The organism is Methylobacterium sp. J-070, assembly GCF_022829385.1.
GTDB lineage: Bacteria > Pseudomonadota > Alphaproteobacteria > Rhizobiales > Beijerinckiaceae > Methylobacterium.
Map to the genome: position 1 here is coordinate 22,594 of NZ_JAKSXX010000245.1, position 18,543 is coordinate 41,136.

16 protein-coding genes are annotated in these 18,543 nt (G+C 69.8%); 13 read left to right on the forward strand and 3 right to left on the reverse strand.

Features of this window, described 5'->3' with window-relative positions:
• The first annotated feature begins 56 nt into the window (after positions 1 to 56).
• The 8 genes from MKL01_RS28130 (at position 57) to MKL01_RS28165 (ending at position 9,362) form a co-directional block, all read left to right on the forward strand.
• Positions 57 to 800, forward strand: a complete 744-nt coding sequence (locus MKL01_RS28130; protein WP_243908475.1) for a (Fe-S)-binding protein — start codon at positions 57 to 59, stop codon at positions 798 to 800.
• Positions 797 to 2,368: a lactate utilization protein B gene (locus tag MKL01_RS28135; RefSeq protein ID WP_243908476.1), complete on the forward strand. Its 1,572-nt coding sequence runs from the start codon at positions 797 to 799 to the stop codon at positions 2,366 to 2,368. The genes MKL01_RS28130 and MKL01_RS28135 overlap by 4 nt, the downstream gene beginning before the upstream one ends.
• Complete coding sequence (locus MKL01_RS28140; RefSeq protein ID WP_243908477.1) at positions 2,365 to 2,970, forward strand: lactate utilization protein C; 606 nt, start codon at positions 2,365 to 2,367, stop codon at positions 2,968 to 2,970. Before MKL01_RS28135 ends, MKL01_RS28140 begins: the two co-directional genes overlap by 4 nt.
• Positions 2,971 to 3,151: 181 nt before the next feature.
• Complete coding sequence (locus MKL01_RS28145; RefSeq protein ID WP_243908478.1) at positions 3,152 to 4,012, forward strand: transglutaminase-like domain-containing protein; 861 nt, start codon at positions 3,152 to 3,154, stop codon at positions 4,010 to 4,012.
• Between the two features lie 63 nt (positions 4,013 to 4,075).
• The gene (locus tag MKL01_RS28150) at positions 4,076 to 5,455 is read left to right on the forward strand and encodes an ethanolamine ammonia-lyase subunit EutB (protein WP_243908479.1); all 1,380 of its coding nucleotides are present in this window, start codon (positions 4,076 to 4,078) and stop codon (positions 5,453 to 5,455) included.
• Complete coding sequence (eutC, locus tag MKL01_RS28155) at positions 5,452 to 6,243, forward strand: ethanolamine ammonia-lyase subunit EutC (protein WP_243908480.1); 792 nt, start codon at positions 5,452 to 5,454, stop codon at positions 6,241 to 6,243. The genes MKL01_RS28150 and eutC overlap by 4 nt, the downstream gene beginning before the upstream one ends.
• Before the next feature lie 499 nt (positions 6,244 to 6,742).
• The gene (gene ilvD, locus MKL01_RS28160; protein WP_243908481.1) at positions 6,743 to 8,473 is read left to right on the forward strand and encodes a dihydroxy-acid dehydratase; all 1,731 of its coding nucleotides are present in this window, start codon (positions 6,743 to 6,745) and stop codon (positions 8,471 to 8,473) included.
• Positions 8,460 to 9,362: a tetratricopeptide repeat protein gene (locus tag MKL01_RS28165; protein ID WP_243908482.1), complete on the forward strand. Its 903-nt coding sequence runs from the start codon at positions 8,460 to 8,462 to the stop codon at positions 9,360 to 9,362. Before ilvD ends, MKL01_RS28165 begins: the two co-directional genes overlap by 14 nt.
• A 23-nt stretch (positions 9,363 to 9,385) precedes the next feature.
• Here MKL01_RS28165 and MKL01_RS28170 read toward each other — a convergent pair whose 3' ends face one another.
• Positions 9,386 to 10,009: a glutathione S-transferase family protein gene (locus MKL01_RS28170; protein WP_243908483.1), complete on the reverse strand. Its 624-nt coding sequence runs from the start codon at positions 10,007 to 10,009 to the stop codon at positions 9,386 to 9,388.
• Between the two features lie 73 nt (positions 10,010 to 10,082).
• The gene (gene xth, locus MKL01_RS28175) at positions 10,083 to 10,877 is read right to left on the reverse strand and encodes an exodeoxyribonuclease III (protein WP_243908484.1); all 795 of its coding nucleotides are present in this window, start codon (positions 10,875 to 10,877) and stop codon (positions 10,083 to 10,085) included.
• A 95-nt stretch (positions 10,878 to 10,972) separates the two neighbouring features.
• Between xth and MKL01_RS28180 the strand changes: the two genes are divergently transcribed.
• The 3 genes from MKL01_RS28180 (at position 10,973) to glpX (ending at position 14,245) form a co-directional block, all read left to right on the forward strand.
• Positions 10,973 to 11,659, forward strand: a complete 687-nt coding sequence (locus MKL01_RS28180; protein WP_243908485.1) for a ceramidase domain-containing protein — start codon at positions 10,973 to 10,975, stop codon at positions 11,657 to 11,659.
• A gap of 109 nt (positions 11,660 to 11,768) precedes the next feature.
• Positions 11,769 to 13,085: a homoserine dehydrogenase gene (locus tag MKL01_RS28185; protein WP_243908486.1), complete on the forward strand. Its 1,317-nt coding sequence runs from the start codon at positions 11,769 to 11,771 to the stop codon at positions 13,083 to 13,085.
• 176 nt (positions 13,086 to 13,261) lie between these two features.
• Positions 13,262 to 14,245, forward strand: a complete 984-nt coding sequence (gene glpX, locus MKL01_RS28190; protein ID WP_243908487.1) for a class II fructose-bisphosphatase — start codon at positions 13,262 to 13,264, stop codon at positions 14,243 to 14,245.
• A gap of 27 nt (positions 14,246 to 14,272) precedes the next feature.
• Here glpX and MKL01_RS28195 read toward each other — a convergent pair whose 3' ends face one another.
• Positions 14,273 to 15,229 (reverse strand): L,D-transpeptidase, encoded by a 957-nt coding sequence (locus tag MKL01_RS28195; protein ID WP_243908488.1) that lies wholly within the window; start codon positions 15,227 to 15,229, stop codon positions 14,273 to 14,275.
• Positions 15,230 to 15,758: 529 nt separating this feature from the next.
• Between MKL01_RS28195 and MKL01_RS28200 the strand changes: the two genes are divergently transcribed.
• Both MKL01_RS28200 and MKL01_RS28205 read left to right on the forward strand, forming a co-directional pair.
• Entirely contained in the window at positions 15,759 to 17,009 is a 1,251-nt protein-coding gene (locus MKL01_RS28200; protein ID WP_243908489.1) for a nitrate/nitrite transporter, read from the forward strand.
• Between the two features lie 236 nt (positions 17,010 to 17,245).
• Positions 17,246 to 18,538, forward strand: a complete 1,293-nt coding sequence (locus tag MKL01_RS28205; RefSeq protein ID WP_243908490.1) for an MFS transporter — start codon at positions 17,246 to 17,248, stop codon at positions 18,536 to 18,538.
• Positions 18,539 to 18,543: the final 5 nt, after the last annotated feature.

Here is an 18,543-nt window from a genome sequence, read left to right on the forward strand (position 1 = left end):
GGCAGTCTCGAACCGTTCCAGAGCGAGGAGCGGTCGATCCAGGGGGGTTCCGGACCATGCGGATCGGCCTGTTCGTGCCGTGCTACGTCGACGCCTTCGAACCGGAGGTCGGGATCGCGACCCTCGAGCTGCTGGAGCGGCTCGGCTGCACGGTGGAATACCCCTACGACCAGACCTGCTGCGGCCAGCCGATGACCAACACCGGTTGCCACGCCGAGGCGGCGGCCACCGAGGCGCTGTTCGTCAAGAACTTCTCCGGGTTCGACTACGTCGTCGCGCCTTCGGGGTCCTGCGTGCATCAGGTCCGCGAGCACCTGACCGCGATTCCGCAGACCGACGAGGTCAGGCGCGTCCGGTCGAGCACCTACGAGCTCGTGGAGTTCCTGCACGACGTCCTGAAGGTCGAGGCGCTGCCGTGGGCGCGCTTTCCCCACAAGGTCGCCTATCACACCAACTGCAACGCGCTGCGCGGCATCCACCACGCGCGGCCGTCGGAGCTGGTGGCGCCCTACTATTCGAAGCCCCTCGACCTGCTGCGCCTGGTGAACGGCGTCGAGCTGGTGGACCTCGCGCGGCCCGACGAGTGCTGCGGGTTCGGCGGCACGTTCTCGGTGTTCGAGCCGGCGGTCTCGGCCAAGATGGGCTACGACAAGGTCGCCGATCAGAACCGGGCGGGCGCCGAATACGTCGTCTCGGCGGATTCCTCCTGCCTGATGCACCAGAAGGGCTGCGCCGAGCGCCTCGGCGTGCCGCTCAAGTACATCCACATCGCGCAGGTGCTGAACGGAGCCGCCGCATGAGCGCCGAGGATCTCAATCCCCGCGAGCGCGAGGGCGTCATCCACCCGGAGGTGCGCGCCGGCCACGACGAGAGCGAGCGCGGGCAGGATGGCGGCCGCCTCCAGCACGCCGAGGCCGCCTCCAAGCCGATCCGCGCGCCGCAGGTCCGCGAGAAGCAGCCGCGGGGCGCCAAGATCCGCGGCGACCGGCCGATCGATCAGGCGGAGGCCGCCGAGCGCTTCCTGGCGGCCCCCCTGCATCAGGCGGCCCATGACGAGCGGTTGTGGGACCTGCGCAAGAAGCGCGACGCCTCGGCCCACGGCATCCCCGAATGGGAGGAGCTGCGGGAGCTCGCCTCGCAGATCAAGACCCATACCCTGAGCCAGCTCGACCGCTATCTCGAGCAGTTCGAGGCGGCCGCGAAGGCCAACGGCGTCCAGGTCCACTGGGCGAAGGATGGCGCCGACCACAACCGTATCGTGCTGGAGATCCTGCGCCGCCACGGGGCCACCACCCTCGTGAAGTCGAAATCGATGCTCACCGAGGAGTGCGGCTTCCGCCACCACATGGCGGCCAACGGCATCGAGATCATCGAGACCGACCTCGGCGAGCGGATCCAGCAGCTCGACAACGAGGAACCGAGCCACGTCGTCGCGCCGGCGGTCCACAAGACCCGGATGGACGTCGCCGAGGTCTTCTCGAGGACCCTCGGGACCGATCCGGACAACGACGATGCCCACTACCTCGCCGAGAGCCAGCGCGAGACGACGCGGCCCTACATCCTGAAGGCCGATGCCGGCATGACCGGCTGCAACTTCGCCATCGCGGAGACCGGCACGGTGGTGACCTGCACCAACGAGGGCAATGCCGACCTGTCCGGGAACGTCCCGCCGCTGCAGATCCACTCGATCGGCATCGAGAAGGTCATCCCGAAGGTCGAGCATCTCGGGGTCTTCATCCGCCTGCTGTCGCGTTCGGCGCTGGGCTCCCCGATCACCCAGTACACCTCGCATTTCACCAAGCCGCGGAACGGCTGCGAGATGCACTACGTGCTGGTCGACAACGGTCGCTCGGCCCGGCTCGGCATGGAGGAGTTCTGGACCTCGCTGAAGTGCATCCGCTGCGGCGCCTGCATGAACACCTGCCCAGTCTACCGACGCTCGGGCGGCCTCTCCTACGGCGCCACCTATTCGGGACCGATCGGCCTGATCATCGACCCGACCTTCAACAAGCGGAAATACTCGACCCTGCCGTTCTCTTCGACGATGAACGGCTCGTGCACCAACGTCTGCCCGGTGAAGATCAACATCCACGAGCAGATCTTCGCGTGGCGCAAGGTGCTGGTCGAGGAGCATCAGATCCCGGCGCTCAAGCAGGGGATGATGAAGGCCGCCGGTGCGGTCCTGTCCCGCCCGGCCGCCTATCGGGCCGCCATCGGGGCGGCCGATTCCGCCCTGAAGGTCCTGCCCCGCTTCGCCGTCTACAACCCGCTGAACACCTGGGGGAAGAAGCGCGAGATGCCCGAGGCGCCGCGCCAGACCTTCCACGCCTGGTACAAGCAGAACCGCATGAAGGGCACGCGGCCGTGAGCGCCCGCGACGCGATCCTGGCCGAGATCCGCACCAACCGGCCGGCGGGCGACTTTCCGCTGCCGGAGGTTCCGCTCTTCCCGCCGCTCGTCGGCGACGACCTCGTGGCGGAGTTCGGCGAGCGGCTGAAGCGCATGGGCGGCCGGATCGCCGAGCCCGGTGCCGGGGACGTCTTCGCGGGCGTGCGCGAGCGGCTCGATGCCGCGTCCGTCATCGCCTCCGCGGTGCCGGAACTCACGGGCAATCGCGACCTGCGCGCGGTGCGCTCTCCGCAGGATGTCGAGGACGTCGACGTGGCGGTGGTCCGCGCGGTGTTCGGCATCGCCGAGACGGGCTCGGTCCTGTTCACGGAGGGCGAGCTGATCGTGAACGCCGTGGGCTATCTCGCCCAGCACCTCGTCGTGCTGCTCGACCCGGCCGACATTCTGCCGAACGTCCAGGCGGCCTATCGCCGGCCCGAATTCGGCCGCGCGGCCTACGCGGTTCTGCACACCGGCCCCTCGGCCACCGCCGACATCGAGGGGGTCCTGATCCACGGAGCCCAGGGCGTGCGCTCGCTCACCGTGCTGCTGCTGCCGAGACCCGCCGGGCCGCGCGCCTGACGGCCCCGCCGATCCGGATCCGGCGACCCGCGCCTCGGGATGAGGCGGGGTCGGAAGCTCGACGGCTTTCGACCGCCGTGCGATCGCGGGCGCGCCGACGAACACACCCACAGGCTGAACCGGCGATCGGGCGCGCAGCTTGCTTGGTCGGCCGATCGCCCCCGACCGGCAAGGAGATCCGATGCGCTACACGCTTGGTTGCAGCCTTTCCTACAACATCCTCTCGGACACGACCTTCATCTTCAACATGGAGGTGGCGAAGCTGCGCAGCGTCGAGATCCTGAGCGAGAGCCTCACGCTGACGCCGAACCTGAAGCGCGATCTTTACACCACGCCCGACCTGCTGAACCGGTATATCGGCGTCAACGTGCCGATGGGGCAGTTCGCCCTCGAATACAACGCGGAGGTCGACCTCACCGTCCACCGCGCCGACCCGTCGACGATCGGCGAGACCCCCATCGGCCAACTGCCGCTCGATATTCTGCCGTTCCTGCTGCCGAGCCGGTTCGTGTCGTCCGACCGGCTGACACCGTTCGCGCAGGCCGAGTTCGGCGCCCTGCCCAAGGGCCACGCCCGCGTGAACCAGATCTGCAATTGGATCCACGACCACATCACCTACCAGCCCGGCACCAGCGACGGTGAGACCACCGCGGACGAGTCGCTCCTGAAGCGGGCCGGCGTCTGCCGCGACTTCGCGCATATCGGCACGGCGTTCTGCCGGGCGCTCGGGATCCCGGCGCGGTTCGTGAGCTGCTACGCCCACGGACTCGTGCCGAGCGACTTCCACGCGGTGTTCGAGGCCTATCTCGATGGCCGGTGGTGGCTGTTCGATGCGACCCGCCAGGCCGATCTCGACGGTCTGGTCCGGATCGGCGTCGGGCGTGACGCCGCCGAGATCGCGTTCTCGACGCCCTTCGGCAACATGCAGCCGGTCAATCAGCAGGTGCGGATCCAGCGCACGGACGGGCAGGGCAGCCCGATGCCGCGCACCGTGGAGGCGATCTCGACCGAGATCCCGGCACCGCATGCCGGCGCGGCCTGAGCGGACATCGGCGTCGGACCGCCCTATCCTGTGATCGGGTGATCCTGTCCTCGGGGAGTCCGCATGGCCTACCGTCACGTCGTCGGCCCACGCACGCACGTCTTCGCCGACCTCGCCGCGCTGATGGCCAAGGCGACGCCGATCCGCTCCGGCGACCGGCTCGCCGGCGTCGCGGCGGATTCCGCGGAGGAGAACGCCGCCGCGCGCTGGTGCCTCGCCGCGGTGCCGCTCGCCGACATCCTCGCGCGGCCGCTGATCCCCTACGAGACCGACGACGTCACCCGCCTGATCCTGGATACGCACGACGCCGCGGCCTTCGCCGAGATCGGCCACCTGACGGTGGGCGATTTCCGTGAGTTCCTGCTCACCGCCACGCCGGAGACCCTCGCGCGGATCGCCCCCGGCCTCACGCCCGAGATCGTGGCGGCGGTCTCCAAGATCATGCGCAACCAGGACCTGATCTCGGTGGCGCGCAAGTGCCGGGTTGTCACCCGCTTCCGCAACACGATCGGCCTCCCGGGGACGCTGGCGGTGCGGCTCCAGCCGAACCACCCGACCGACGACGCGAGGGGCATCACGGCGGCGATCCTCGACGGGCTCGCCCTGGGCTGCGGCGATGCGGTGATCGGCATCAACCCCGCCTCGGATTCCGTCCAGGCGATCGGCGATCTGCTCCAGCTCCTCGACGCCATGATCCAGCGTCACGCGATCCCCACCCAGGCCTGCGTGCTCACGCACGTGACCACGACCCTGGCGGCCATGGAGCGGGGGCTTCCGGTCGATCTGGTCTTCCAGTCGATCGCCGGTACCGAGAAGGCCAATGCCAGCTTCGGCGTGACGCTCCCGCTGCTGACGGAGGCCCACGAGGCGGCCCGGTCGCTGAAGCGCGGAACGCTGGGCGACAACTGCATGTATTTCGAGACCGGGCAGGGTTCCGCGCTCTCGGCGGACGCGCATCACGGCATCGACCAGCAGACGCTGGAGGCGCGGGCCTACGCGGTGGCCCGGGTCTACCGGCCGCTCTTAGTGAACACCGTCGTGGGCTTCATCGGCCCGGAATACCTCTACGACGGCAAGGAGATCATCCGGGCCGGCCTGGAGGACCATTTCTGCGGCAAGCTGATAGGCGTGCCCCTCGGCGTCGACGTCTGCTACACGAACCACGCCGAGGCCGACCAGGACGACATGGACACCCTGCTGACGCTCCTCGGGGCGGCCGGCTGCACCTACATCATGGGGGTGCCCGGGGCCGACGACGTGATGCTGAACTACCAATCCACCTCGTTCCACGATTCCCTCTACCTGCGCGAGGTGCTCGGCCTGACGCGGGCCCCCGAATTCGAGGCGTGGCTGCACACTATCGGCCTCACCGACGCCGCGGGGATGCTGATCCAGGGCGCGGAAACTCCGCTCCTGTCGGCCGCGCCGGACCTCGCCGCATGAGCGACAACGCCGCAATCTGGGCACGGCTCGCCGCCCTGACCCCGGCGCGGATCGGGCTCGGCCGCGCCGGGAGCGGGCTGCCCACCCGGGAGGTGCTGCGGTTCGGCCTGGATCACGCGCAGGCCCGCGACGCGGTCCATGCGCCCCTCGACTCCGAGGCACTGGCGCGCGACATCGCGGCGCTCGGCTTCCCGACGCTGTCGGTCGCCTCGCGGGCACCCGACAGGGCCGCCTACCTGCGCCGGCCGGACCTCGGGCGCCGGCTCGACCCCGCTGATCGCGCGGCGCTCAAGGGGCCCAAGCGAGCCTCCGACCTCGCGATCGTGGTGGCCGACGGCCTGTCGGCTCGGGCGGTGCACGCGAACGCGGCCCCGTTGCTGGCGGCCTTTGGTCCGCTCGCGGAGCGTGCGGCCTGGCGGCTTGCCCCCGTGGTCATCGCCCGGCAGGCGCGGGTGGCGCTGGGCGACGAGATCGGGGAGGCGCTGGGGGCGCGGGCCGTCGCGGTCCTGATCGGCGAGCGGCCGGGCCTGTCCTCGCCCGACAGCCTCGGGATCTACCTGACCTTCGGGCCGCGGCCCGGCCGGTCGGACGCCGAGCGGAACTGCATCTCGAACGTGCGCGCCGCGGGACTGCCGCACGACCTGGCCGCCTTCAGGCTGGCTTGGCTGCTGACCCGCGCCCTCAGCCTTGGTCTGACCGGTGTGGCCCTCAAGGACGAGAGCGACCGCGCCCTCGAGGCCGCGCCGACGGCGCCGGTCCTGGCGGATCGCGACGCACCATCGACCTGAGCCGGCCGCAGCCGACGCGGATCCGGAACGATCTTCGGAAGACCCGCTCGGGTTCTGCCGGCAGCACCCATGGCTGCGGCAAGGTGAGCGGTGACATCCCCAGGATCGGCCCAGCGTCGTCCGATCGGCCCCGGAAGCGCTCATCCTGCCGGATCAAGCGGAAGACGTGGGTCGGGCAGGGCGCACGCCTATTTGGACATGACGATCCTTTACCGGATACGCGCGCCCGAAATCCGCTCAAGCGTGGCTGTGGCGGGGTCGCAACACCGTAAAACGATCCCGGGTCCGCCCCGAGACCCGCCCGTAAACGCCGCGATCCCGCCATAGTCGGGGCCCACCTCAACATCCGCGGTAAACGGCAGTCTCAACAACGCTTTACCGTTCGTAAACGGGGACTTTCCGAGCACGCGGACGGCTTGACCCGGCGCATCGCGGACGGCGACGCGCCGCGGTTTATCGTACGCTCGGGATCGGCTTTGCGAAGGCTGGGTCTGAGGTCATGGTGACGGGTTTGAACGACAAGTCGAAGCTGCCGAGCCGCCACGTCACCGAGGGACCGGATCGGGCCCCGCATCGCTCCTATCTGTACGCCATGGGCCTGACTCGCGAGCAGATCCATCAGCCGCTGGTCGGCGTTGCCTCCTGCTGGAACGAGGCCGCGCCCTGCAACATCTCGCTGATGCGCCAGGCGCAGGCCGTGAAGAAGGGCGTCGCCGCCGCCCACGGCACGCCGCGCGAGTTCTGCACCATCACGGTCACGGACGGCATCGCCATGGGCCATGGCGGCATGCGCGCGTCGCTGCCCTCGCGCGAGGTCATCGCCGACTCGGTCGAGCTGACCATGCGCGGCCACGCCTACGATGCCCTCGTGGGTCTGGCCGGCTGCGACAAGTCTCTGCCCGGGATGATGATGGCGATGGTGCGCCTCAACGTGCCGTCGATCTTCATCTACGGCGGCTCGATCCTGCCCGGCTCGTTCCGCGGCAAGCCGGTGACCGTCCAGGACCTGTTCGAGGCGGTGGGCAAGGTTGCGGTCGGCGACATGAGCCTGGAGGATCTCGACGAGCTGGAGCAGGTCGCCTGCCCGTCGGCCGGCGCCTGCGGCGCGCAGTTCACCGCCAACACCATGGCGACCGTCTCCGAGGCGATCGGCCTGGCGCTGCCCTATTCGGCCGGTGCCCCGGCGCCCTACGAGATCCGGGACAAGTTCTGCGCCACCGCCGGCGAGAAGGTGATGGAGCTGCTGGAGAAGCGGATCCGCCCGCGCGACATCGTCACCCGCAAGGCCCTGGAGAACGCCGCCACCGTCGTCGCGGCCTCTGGCGGCTCGACCAACGCGGCGCTCCACCTGCCCGCCATCGCGCACGAGTGCGGGATCGAATTCACCCTGTTCGACGTGGCCGAGATCTTCCGGCGTACGCCCTACATCGCCGACCTGAAGCCCGGCGGCCGCTACGTCGCCAAGGACATGTTCGAGGTCGGCGGCATCCCGCTGCTGATGAAGACGCTCCTCGACCATGGCTTCATGCACGGCGACTGCCTGACGGTCACCGGCCGCACCATCGCGGAGAACATGGACCGGGTGACGTGGAACCCGGATCAGGACGTGGTCTATCCGGCCAACCGGCCGATCACCCCGACCGGCGGCGTCGTCGGCCTGAAGGGCAATCTCGCGCCCGAGGGGGCGATCGTGAAGGTCGCGGGCATCCCGGCCGAGAAGCAGGTCTTCACCGGGCCGGCCCGGGTCTTCGACGGCGAGGAGGCCTGCTTCGAGGCCGTGCAGACGCGCGCCTACAAGGAGGGCGACGTCCTGGTCATCCGCTACGAGGGACCGCGCGGGGGACCCGGCATGCGCGAGATGCTGTCCACCACCGCGGCCCTCTACGGCCAGGGCATGGGCGACAAGGTGGCGCTGATCACGGACGGGCGCTTCTCGGGTGCGACCCGGGGGTTCTGCGTCGGCCACGTCGGGCCCGAGGCGGCCGTCGGCGGTCCGATCGGACTGCTCCGCGACGGCGACGTGATCACCCTCGACGCGATCCAGGGCACGCTGAACGTCGCCCTCTCGGATGCGGAACTCGACGAGCGGCGGAAGGCCTGGACCCCGCGGGCCCACACGGCGACGTCTGGCTACCTCTGGAAATACGCGCAGGGCGTCGGCCCGGCGCTTTACGGCGCCGTCACGCACCCCGGAGGTGCCAAGGAGACGCAGAGCTATGCGGACGTCTAGGACTGACCTCAGCCGGCCCCGGCGGCCGGCCGGGGCCGATCCCGGCCGGTTCCGGTCTCTCGGCAGGATCGCCGTTGCGACCTGGGCCCTGGCGCTGCTCGCGGTGCCGACGGCCGCGCCCCGCGCGCTCGACGCCAGCATCCGCATGCCGGTCCAGGTCCCGGTGGCGGACAAGGGCTACCGCTCGGCCAAGGATGCGCTCCGGGCCGGCGTGCGCGAGTACAATGCCGGCGACAAGCAGGGTGCGGCGCGCGCCCTGGAATACGCCGCCGGCCAGGGTCACGCCCTGGCCCTGTGGAAGCTCGGCCGCATGTACGCCGAGGGCGACGGCGTGCCCCATGACGACCTCAAGGCGTTCGAGTTCTTCTCCCGGATCGCCGATGCCAGCACCGACGACGGGCCCGATCCGCAGAATTCCGCCGTCCTGGGCAGCGCCTTCACGGCCCTCGGCACCTACTTCCTGGAGGGGATCAAGGGCACCTACGTCCGCCCGAACCCCGAGCGCGCCTACGACATGTTCAACTACGCGGCGTCGTATTACGGCGACCCCAACGCGCAGTACAACCTGGCCCGGCTCTACCTCGACGGCACCGGCGTCGAGTCCGATCCGCGGCAGGCGGCGCGCTGGTTCAACCTCGCCGCCGAGAAGGGTCACCATCCCGCCCAGGCGCTGCTGGGCGACATGCTGATCAACGGTCTCGGGGGCATCCCGATCCAGCGCGTGAAGGGCCTGATGTGGCTCTCCCTCGCGCGGGAGGGCGCCGATAGCCGCAAGGACGACTGGATCGTATCCCTCTACGACAAGAACTGGGCGGCCGCCAACGACGACGACCGCACCGAGGCGCAGACCCAGCTCCAGACGGTGGGCTCGATCCGCAAGCGGCGGTGAGGGCTGGCTGACCGTGGGCCGGATCAACCCTTCTTGGCATCCTGGGCGGCCCTGAACGACGGGCGCTCCATCGTCTCGGCGATGTAGGTCGCCAGTTTCGGCCACCGCTGGGCGTCGATGGCCGCGCCTGCCACCCGGAAGTTGAAGAAGCCGGTGGTGATCGAGATGTCGGCGATGCTGAACGCCTCGCCCGCGAGGTACGCCCCGGAGATCTGACTCTCCAGATAGTCGAAGAGCGGCGGCAGGTCCTTGTCGAGCGCCCGGCTCACCGCGGCCTCGTCGGTGGGCTGGCCCATCATGTTGGGCTTCAGGACCCGCTCGACGAACGGCACGATCAGCTTCGGGAAAAGCTCGGTATCGCCGAACTTGTCGAACCAGGTCGCGCGGCCGAGCGCCTGCGGATCGGCTGGAGCGAGAGCCGGGTTCGGGTGCTTGCGCTCGAGATACCAGAGGATCGCGCTGGAATCGGCGAGCCTGAAGCCGTCGTCCTCGATGGCGGGGATCTTTCCGAGGGGGCTGGCGGCCTGGAAGTCCGGATCGGGCGCGTGGAACATCACCGGCCTGTGCTCGTAGGGCACGTCCTTCTCGACCAGGGACACCAGGACCTTGCGGACGAAGGGCGAGTAGCCGGTACCGTAGACGATCAAAAGTCACTCCATGGGTGCGAGGACGCGGCGGAGGGTCGTCCCTCCATCCGCGCCTTGGGGACAGGGCGACGCCTCAGCCCGCCGTGAGTTCCGCGGTCACCGGGACGTGGTCCGACGGCTTGTCGAGGCCGCGCAGGTGCTTCTGCACCGAGGCCGAGACCAGACGGTCGCTCGCTTGCGGCGAGAGCAGCAGGTGGTCGATGCGGATGCCGAAGTTCCGCTGCCAGCATCCGGCCTGATAGTCCCAGAAGGTGTACAGCCCGTCGCGGGGATCGCAGGCGCGGAGGGCGTCGGTGTAGCCCTCGGCGAGGAGCGCCCGGAAGGCGGCCCGGCTGCCGGGCAGGAAGAGCGCGTCGGACCGCCAGGCCTCCGGATCGGCCGCGTCGGCGGGCTCGGGGATGACGTTGTAGTCGCCCGCCAGCACCACCGCGATCTCGTCGGCCATCAGCGCCCGGGCGTGCAGCCGCAGCCGCTCCATGAAGGCCAGTTTGTAGGGGTATTTCGGGCTGTCCACCGGATTGCCGTTCGGCAGATAGATGGACGCGACGCGCACGGGTGCGGTCTCCGCGCCGGAGACCAGCGCCTCGACGTACCGGGCCTGGACATCCTCCGCGTCGCCGGGCAGGCCGCGCCGGATCTCCGACATCACGAGCGGCTTCCGGACGAGGAGCGCCACACCGTTGTAGGCCTTCTGTCCGAGGGTCTCGACCGCGTAGCCCGCCGCCTCGACCTCGCTGCCGGGGAACGCCTCGTCCTGGCATTTCAGCTCCTGAAGGCAGACGACGTCGGGCCGCGCCTCTTCCAGGAAGCCCAGGAGATGCGGCAGCCGCTGCTTGATGGAATTGACGTTCCAGGTCGTGATCCTCATCGCCTCGCTTCCGGTCGCCGCCGCGCCGTCATCCGCGCTTCGCCGGGCCCTGACAAGGCCATCCCGGCGCAAGGTCGGGGATCTAGGGTCGGAGCATGGACTGGTTCGAGCCGTTGCGGGACTATTGCGAGCGTGGCGGCCCCGAATTCTGGGCCGAACCGGCCAACGCTTTGTCCAATGCCGGATTCCTGCTGGCCGCCGCCGCGGCGGCGCGACGGGCGAGCCGGGCCGAGCCCCGGGACCAAGCCTGCCTCGCCCTCTCCGGGCTGATCGCCGTCGTGGGGATCGGATCCTTCCTGTTCCATACCCTCGCGGTCTACTGGTCGATGCTCGCCGACGTGATCCCGATCGCGCTGTTCATCTACGGGTATCTCGCGCTGGCGCTGCACCGGTTCCTGCGCCTCGCGCCGGTCCGCGTCGCCGCAGCGACCGTCGGTTTCGTCCTGTTCAGCTTCGCCCTCACGCCGATGCTCGATTCACTGACCGGACAGGACGTGGCGAACCTGACAAACGGCTCGATCGCCTATGTGCCGCCCCTGCTCGCGCTGTTCGGCGTCGCCTGGGCGGCGGCGGGTCGGCGGGAGGAGCGCTTCGTCGGCACCGGTCGACGGCTCGCCGTCGTGGGGCTCGTGTTCCTCGTGTCGTTCGTCGCACGGACCGCCGACCACGCGGCCTGCTCCATCGTGCCGACCGGTACGCACCCGCTCTGGCACGTCCTGAACGCCGCCGTGCTCTACGCCCTGCTGGCGACCGCGATCCGCCATCGCGCGATCGCCGGGTGAGCGGCGCCGTGGCTTCGGGTGGATTCCTTGCGGGCAAAGCGGATTTCTTGCAGAAGTGCGCCGCACCGGGCGCTCGGTCCATCGCGGTCGTCCGGGCACGGAAGGGGTCATGACAGTGAGCTTTCGCCTCGGGATCGCCGGGCTCGGCACCGTCGGCGCGTCCGTCGTCCGGATGGTCGAGCGCCGCCGCGCGGCGTTCGCCGCGGCCGGCCTCGACATCCGCGTCGCCGCGGTCTCGTCGCGCGACCGCGGCCGCGACCGTGGCGTCGATCTTTCGGGCGCAGCGTGGTTCGACGATCCGGTGGCCCTGGCGCGGTCCGGGGACGTCGACTGCGTGGTCGAGCTGATCGGCGGCGCCGAGGGCCCGGCCAAGGCGGTGGTCGAGGCGGCGCTCCAGGCCGGCAAGCCGGTCGTCACCGCCAACAAGGCGCTCCTCGCGCGCCACGGCGCGGCGCTCGCGGCGCTGGCCGAGGCGGAGGGCGTCGCGCTCGCCTTCGAGGCGGCGGTGGCGGGCGGGATCCCGGTGATCAAGACCCTGCGCGAGGGGCTGCCCGGCAACCAGGTCGCCCGCATCTACGGAATCCTGAACGGCACCTGCAACTACATCCTGAGCCGCATGGAGCGCGAGGGCCTGACCTTCGAGGCATGCCTCAAGGATGCGCAGGCGCTCGGCTACGCCGAGGCGGACCCGACCTTCGACGTCGAGGGCTTCGACACCGCCCACAAGCTCGCGATCCTCACCAGCCTCGCCTTCGGCACCGCCATCGACGCCGACGGCGTGTCGGTGGAGGGCATCTCCCGGGTGCAGCCCCTCGACCTGCGGATGGCGGACGAGCTCGGCTACCGGATCAAGCTCCTTGGGGTCGCGCAGGCGGCCGAGGCCGGCATCGAGCAGCGGGTCCATCCGACGATGGTGCCGAAATCCTCCGCGATCGCGCAGGTCATGGGGGTGACCAACGCCGTCACCATCGACGCGGACGCGGTCGGCGAGCTGACCCTCATCGGACCCGGCGCCGGCGGTGAGGCGACGGCCTCCGCGGTGGTGGCCGACATCGCCGACCTCGCCCGCGGAATCGTGCGCGCCACCTTCGGCGTGCCGGCGCGCGCGATGCGCCCCAGCGAGCGCGTCGAGATGCAGCGTCACGAGGGCGGCTACTACATCCGCCTCACCGTCCACGACCGTCCCGGCGTCGCGGCGGGCGTCGCGCAGCGCATGGCCGAGCGCGAGATTTCCCTGGAGAGCATCCTCCAGCGCCGCACCGAGGGCGCGGAAACCGATCCGCGCGGCCGGTCCGGTCGTCCCGTGCCGCTGGTGCTGATCACCTACGCGGCCACCGAGGGCAGCATCCGGGCCGCCCTCGATGCCATCGACGCCGACGGCCTGCTGGCGGAGCCGCCGCAGCTCATCCGGATCGAGCGCGAATGATGAGATCGGCCGAGCGCGGGACGGCCGGAGCGTTGATCCGCTGAAGCGGGTCTGCCTAAAGTTTAACCTATGGTATTGGGCCTCGACGCGCGGGGCGTAGGCTGAACGTCCGTCCCGCGACGGCGTTCAAACCGTGATCCGACTGCAAGATCGGACCCGGACAGAGGCAGGAAACGATGGCTGACGCCCCAAGGTCTGCGCAGCGCGGGGTCCCGCGCACGCTCGCTCTCGAACTCGCGCGCGTGACGGAACGCGCCGCCATCGCGGCCGCGCGGTTGCGCGGCAAGGGCGACGAGAAGGCCGCCGATCAGGCTGCGGTCGATGCCATGCGCGACGAACTCAATGCCCTGCCGATCCAGGGCACCGTGGTGATCGGCGAGGGCGAGCGCGATCAGGCGCCGATGCTGTTCATCGGGGAGAAGCTCGGGCAGGGCGAGGGGCCCGAGGTCGACATCGCGGTCGATCCCCTCGAGGGCACGACACTCTGCGCCAAGGATCTCCCCGGCGCCATCGCGGTGATGGCGATGGCCGAGCGCGGCTCCCTGCTGGCGGCGCCCGACGTCTACATGCAGAAGATCGCCATCGGGCCCGGCTACCCGCCCGGCCTGGTCGATCTCGACGCGAGCCCGACCGACAACATCCTGGCGATCGCCCGCGCCAAGGGCGTCGCGCCGCACCAGATCACCGCGCTGATCCTGGATCGCCCGCGGCACGCGGCCCTGGTCGCCGAGGTCCGGGCCGCGGGTGCCGCCGTCCGCCTGATCTCGGACGGTGACATCGCCGGCATCATCTTCACCGCCAGCCCGGAGGAGACCGGGATTGACCTGTATCTCGGGACCGGGGCCGCGCCCGAAGGCGTCCTCGCCGCCGCCGCCATGCGGTGCATCGGCGGCCAGATGCAGGGCCGCCTGATCCTCGACACGGCGGAGCGCCGCCGCAGGGCCGCCGAGATGGGCATCGCGGATCGCGACCGGAAATACGACCTCACCGACCTCGCCAGCGGCGATGTGATCGTGGCCGCGACGGGCGTCACCGACGGCGCACTCCTGCGCGGCGTGCGCTTCAGGCCCGACCGGATCCAGACCGAGACGCTGGTTTACCGGTCGGAAGCCGGGACCGTCCGGCGGATCCTCGGCGAGCACCGCCGCGGACAGGGCTGACGCGGCGGGCCGCCGCGTCCGCGCGCCTCAGTTCAGCACGACCACCTTGCTGCCGACGTTGACGCGGCTGAACAGGTCGATCGCGTCCTGATTGATCATCCGGATGCAGCCCGAGGAGACGCTCTTGCCGATCGAGAACGGCTCGAGGGTGCCGTGGATGCGGAACAGCGTGTCCTTGTTGCCCTGCCAGAGGTACATGGCCCGGGCGCCGAGGGGGTTGCGCAGGCCGCCGGCGACGCCGAGACCGCTCTGCAGCTTGTCGACCTCGCTCGCGAGCTTCGGGCTGCGCGCGATCATCTCCTTGGGCGGATACCAGTCCGGCCACGCCTGCTTGGAATTGACGGTGGCGGTCCCCGACCACGAGAAACCCTGCTTGCCGACGCCCACGCCGTAGCGGCGGGCGCGGCCGTTCTGCTCTACCAGCGTGAGCTGATGCGCCCGCGGGTCGACGATGATGGTCCCGGGCTCGTAGGGGCCGTTGTAGGCGATCTCCTGACGGAGGAAGGCGGGGTTCATCTTCTTGTAATTGAACGCCTGGATCGGGAACACGTCGTCCGACACCGGGCCGTAGGCCCTGGCGTAGTCGATCGGCTCGTTGTCGGGCGCGCGGAGAACGGCCTTCGCCTTGGCGGCCTCGACCGGGGACAGGCCCTCGGCCGGCGGAACGGCGCCGGGACGGGCCGGCACGGTCGGGTCCTCGTAGAGCGCGGCGGGCTCCGGCGGGGGCGGCGCCACCGGGCGCGACGCGGCCGGGGATTGCGGCGCGGGGCGCACGAAGTCGGTCCGCCCGGCATAGGGCAGGTAGCGGCCGCCGCGCCGGACATAATAGGCGCCGTTCTGATCCTGGTAGAGTTGCCCGTCGTCGCCGAACCCGTCGATGCCCGCATCGCCGACCGGGCCGCGGCCCTGGGCGTGCGCGCTCGTGGCAAGGGCCAGGACGGTCAGGCCGGCCAGGAGAAGGCGATGGATCGTCGGGGCGGACATGGTTCGAATTTCCTCGGGAGGCAACGCCGGGACTCGCGACGGCGCGCTGTCGAGCGGGCCAGCACGATAACAAGGCTCAGCTCATCCCGCGGCTTAGCAAATATCGCGCTTTGCCGCCAAGTTGCCGACCCTTTCGGAGGCGCATTACAGCGTGTCGCGGACGCTTTCTGCCCGCGTGTGTTGCCCCCTTGCAGCAATGACTTCGGCGCCGCGGTCCGCCGATCCGGGTGGCCCGTGCTCCGCCGCCCGTTTGCTCGGCAGGGCTGCCTCGATCGGCGGCAGCGCCGGGCCTGCCGCCGCGCCGCGCGGCCGCCGCCGCCGCCGCCGACCCTCCGGAATCCCGCGGCCGATCATACGCAACTCCGGCATTCCGCGATTCCGGGGCGTGGCACGCTTGCTGCATTGCACCGGCAGCCGCGCCCGGCGCGGCGGCGGAGCAACGGCGCTCCAAACAGCGGACGGTGTGAGTCCGGATCCCCGGCATGAGCGACCGCGTGACGGTTCGCCCCTTGAGACGAGCACCAGAACTATGGCCAGCTTCAAGACCGTGATGAAGTCGGGTCACCCCCCGACGCTGTTCGCCGCGTTCCTGTACTTCGATTTCTGCTTCGCCATCTGGGTTCTGAACGGCGCCATGGGCCCGTTCATCACCGAGACCTACAAGCTCACCCCGGCCCAGACCGGGTTCATGATCTCGCTGCCGATCCTCGCGGGCGCGCTCATGCGCTTCCCGCTCGGGATCCTCGCTCAGTACATCGGCCGGAAGAACGCCGCGATCACCGAGATGAGCGTGATCATTCTGGCGATGGCCTACGGATACCTGTTCGTCTCCTCGTACAACGAGGTGCTCGCCATGGGCGTGCTGCTCGGCATTGCCGGCGCCTCGTTCGGTGTCGCGCTGTCGCTGGGCTCGGGCTGGTTTCCGCCGGAGCACAAGGGGCTGGCCATGGGCATCGCCGGCGCCGGCAATTCCGGCACGGTGCTCGCCGTCCTGTTCGCGCCGCCGCTGGCGCAGGCCTACGGCTGGCAGACCACCTATGCCTTCGCCGGCGTGGTGATGCTCCTGCCGCTCGCGGTCATGATCGTGCTGGCCAAGGAGCCCCCGGACTGCGAGCACCAGTCGTTCAAGGAGCACATCTCCTGCCTGTTCACCAAGGACGGATGGGCGTTCTCGCTGATCTACGTGATCACCTTCGGCGGCTTCGTCGGCCTGTCGAACTTCCTGCCGACCTTCTTCTACGAGCAGTTCGCCGTGACGAAGGTCGAGGCCGGACGTCTGACCATGCTGGCGGCGTTCATGGGCTCGGGCATCCGGATCGTCGGCGGCTACTTCGCCGACCGGATGGGCGGGATCGCGGTGCTGTCGGTGGTCCTGCTCGCGGCGATCGCGACGTTCCTGTCTCTGACGGCCACGCCGTCGCTCGCCCTCACCACGGTCCTGTTCATGCTCTGCTTCGCGGCGCTCGGCGCCGGCAACGGCGCGCTGTTCCAGCTGGTCCCGCTGCGCTGGCCCAGCAACACCGCAGTGGCCGGCTCGATGATCGGCGAGGTCGGTGCGCTGGGCGGCGCGATCCTGCCGAACGTCATGGGCCTGTCGAAGCAGTATACCGGCTCGTTCTCGCTGGGCTTCATCGGCTATGCGGCTTTCGCGGCGGTCGTGCTCGGTTGCCTGGCTCTCTGGCAGCGCAAGTGGGTCGGGAGCTGGGTCGGACCGCGCGGCAAGGCGCTGGGCGGCACCATGGAGGCCGGATCGGAACAGTTCCGGCCCGCGACGGTCTGAGCCCGCCAAGGTCCCGGCCGCCGCCGTTCGACGCTTTGACGAATGCCGACCGGGGGCCCTCGCGGCCCCCGTTCTGCGTTCTATCGCCGGGTCCAATTCGCACGTAGAACGCACATCTGCGGTTGCGTTCCCCCGCCGGACGCGTTTGAATAATGCATTACGAAAGAGTGCCCGGCCCTGCGGTCGAGGCGCCGGACAGTCGCGCCAGGCGGCGTCTTCGAGTGGAGGAATGGTCGATGGCGAAGCGCTTCAGCGCCACGAACGGCGTGCTCGGCCTTCTTTGCGTGATGTACTTCATCACGTATCTCGACCGGGTCAACATCGCGACCGCGGGTGCGGAGATCATCCGCGAATTCGGGATGTCGAAGACGGATTTCGGCCTGATCCTGTCGGCCTTCGCCTACCCGTACGCGATCTTCCAGGTGATCGGCGGCTCGGTCGGCGACAAGTTCGGTGCCCGGCGCACCCTGCTCGCCTGCGGCTTGATCTGGGCGATGGCGACGATCCTGACCGGGATGGTCGGCGGCTTGATCAGCCTGTTCCTGGCCCGGGTGCTGCTCGGTTTCGGCGAGGGCGCGACCTTCCCCACCGCCACCCGCGCCATGCAGAACTGGACGGCGCCGGGCAAGCGCGGCTTCGCGCAGGGCATCACCCACGCCTTCGCGCGCCTCGGCAACGCGGTCGCCCCGCCGATCGTCGCCTTCCTGATCTACCATTTCGGCTGGCGCACCAGCTTCGTGATTTTGGGTGCGGTCAGCTTCGTCTGGGTGGCGATCTGGTACCTGTACTTCCGCGACGACCCCTCCGAGCACCCGGCGATCACCCGCGCGGAGCTCGACACGCTGCCGCCGCCCCGGAAGGTCGGCGCGAAGCAGAGCGTGCCGTGGGGTGCCCTGACCCGGCGCATGCTGCCGGTGAGCGTGACCTATTTCTGCTACGGCTGGACCCTGTGGCTGTTCCTCGGCTGGCTGCCGAGCTTCTTCAAGGAGAACTACAGCCTCGACCTGAAGAACTCGGCTCTGTTCGCCTCGGGCGTCTTCTTCGCCGGCGTCGTGGGCGACACGGTCGGCGGCATGATGAGCGACGCCATCCTGCACCGGACCGGCAACGTGAAGCTGGCCCGGCTGTCGGTGATCGTGGTGGGCTTCCTGGGCGCGGCCGCGAGCCTCGCAGGGGTCTTCATGACCCGGGACCTCACCTACGTCGCGCTGCTCCTGTCCTCGGGCTTCTTCTTCGCCGAACTGGTGATCGGGCCGATCTGGTCGGTGCCCATGGACATCGCGCCGAAATATGCCGGCACCGCCAGCGGATTGATGAACACCGGCTCGGCCATCGCGGCGATCGTCTCGCCCATCGTCTTCGGCGTCATCGTCGACCTGACGGGGAGCTGGACCCTGCCGTTCGTCGGCTCGATCGGCCTGTGCCTGCTCGGCGCCGGGCTGGCCTTCACGATGCATCCCGAGCGGGAATTCGTGGATCCGGTCGCGCCGGCGGTCGGTCCTGTCGCCACCGTCGCCGCCGGGGAATAGGGCGC

Bases quoted from the DNA above. Each gene is read 5' to 3' on its own strand.
- MKL01_RS28130 (WP_243908475.1), top strand. From the start codon at position 57: ATGCGGATCGGCCTGTTCGTGCCGTGCTACGTCGACGCCTTCGAACCG.
- MKL01_RS28135 (WP_243908476.1), top strand. From the start codon at position 797: ATGAGCGCCGAGGATCTCAATCCCCGCGAGCGCGAGGGCGTCATCCAC.
- MKL01_RS28145 (WP_243908478.1), top strand. From the start codon at position 3,152: ATGCGCTACACGCTTGGTTGCAGCCTTTCCTACAACATCCTCTCGGAC.
- MKL01_RS28150 (WP_243908479.1), top strand. From the start codon at position 4,076: ATGGCCTACCGTCACGTCGTCGGCCCACGCACGCACGTCTTCGCCGAC.
- eutC (WP_243908480.1), top strand. From the start codon at position 5,452: ATGAGCGACAACGCCGCAATCTGGGCACGGCTCGCCGCCCTGACCCCG.
- ilvD (WP_243908481.1), top strand. From the start codon at position 6,743: ATGGTGACGGGTTTGAACGACAAGTCGAAGCTGCCGAGCCGCCACGTC.
- MKL01_RS28165 (WP_243908482.1), top strand. From the start codon at position 8,460: ATGCGGACGTCTAGGACTGACCTCAGCCGGCCCCGGCGGCCGGCCGGG.
- xth (WP_243908484.1), bottom strand. From the start codon at position 10,877: ATGAGGATCACGACCTGGAACGTCAATTCCATCAAGCAGCGGCTGCCG.
- MKL01_RS28180 (WP_243908485.1), top strand. From the start codon at position 10,973: ATGGACTGGTTCGAGCCGTTGCGGGACTATTGCGAGCGTGGCGGCCCC.
- MKL01_RS28185 (WP_243908486.1), top strand. From the start codon at position 11,769: ATGACAGTGAGCTTTCGCCTCGGGATCGCCGGGCTCGGCACCGTCGGC.
- glpX (WP_243908487.1), top strand. From the start codon at position 13,262: ATGGCTGACGCCCCAAGGTCTGCGCAGCGCGGGGTCCCGCGCACGCTC.
- MKL01_RS28195 (WP_243908488.1), bottom strand. From the start codon at position 15,229: ATGTCCGCCCCGACGATCCATCGCCTTCTCCTGGCCGGCCTGACCGTC.
- MKL01_RS28200 (WP_243908489.1), top strand. From the start codon at position 15,759: ATGGCCAGCTTCAAGACCGTGATGAAGTCGGGTCACCCCCCGACGCTG.
- MKL01_RS28205 (WP_243908490.1), top strand. From the start codon at position 17,246: ATGGCGAAGCGCTTCAGCGCCACGAACGGCGTGCTCGGCCTTCTTTGC.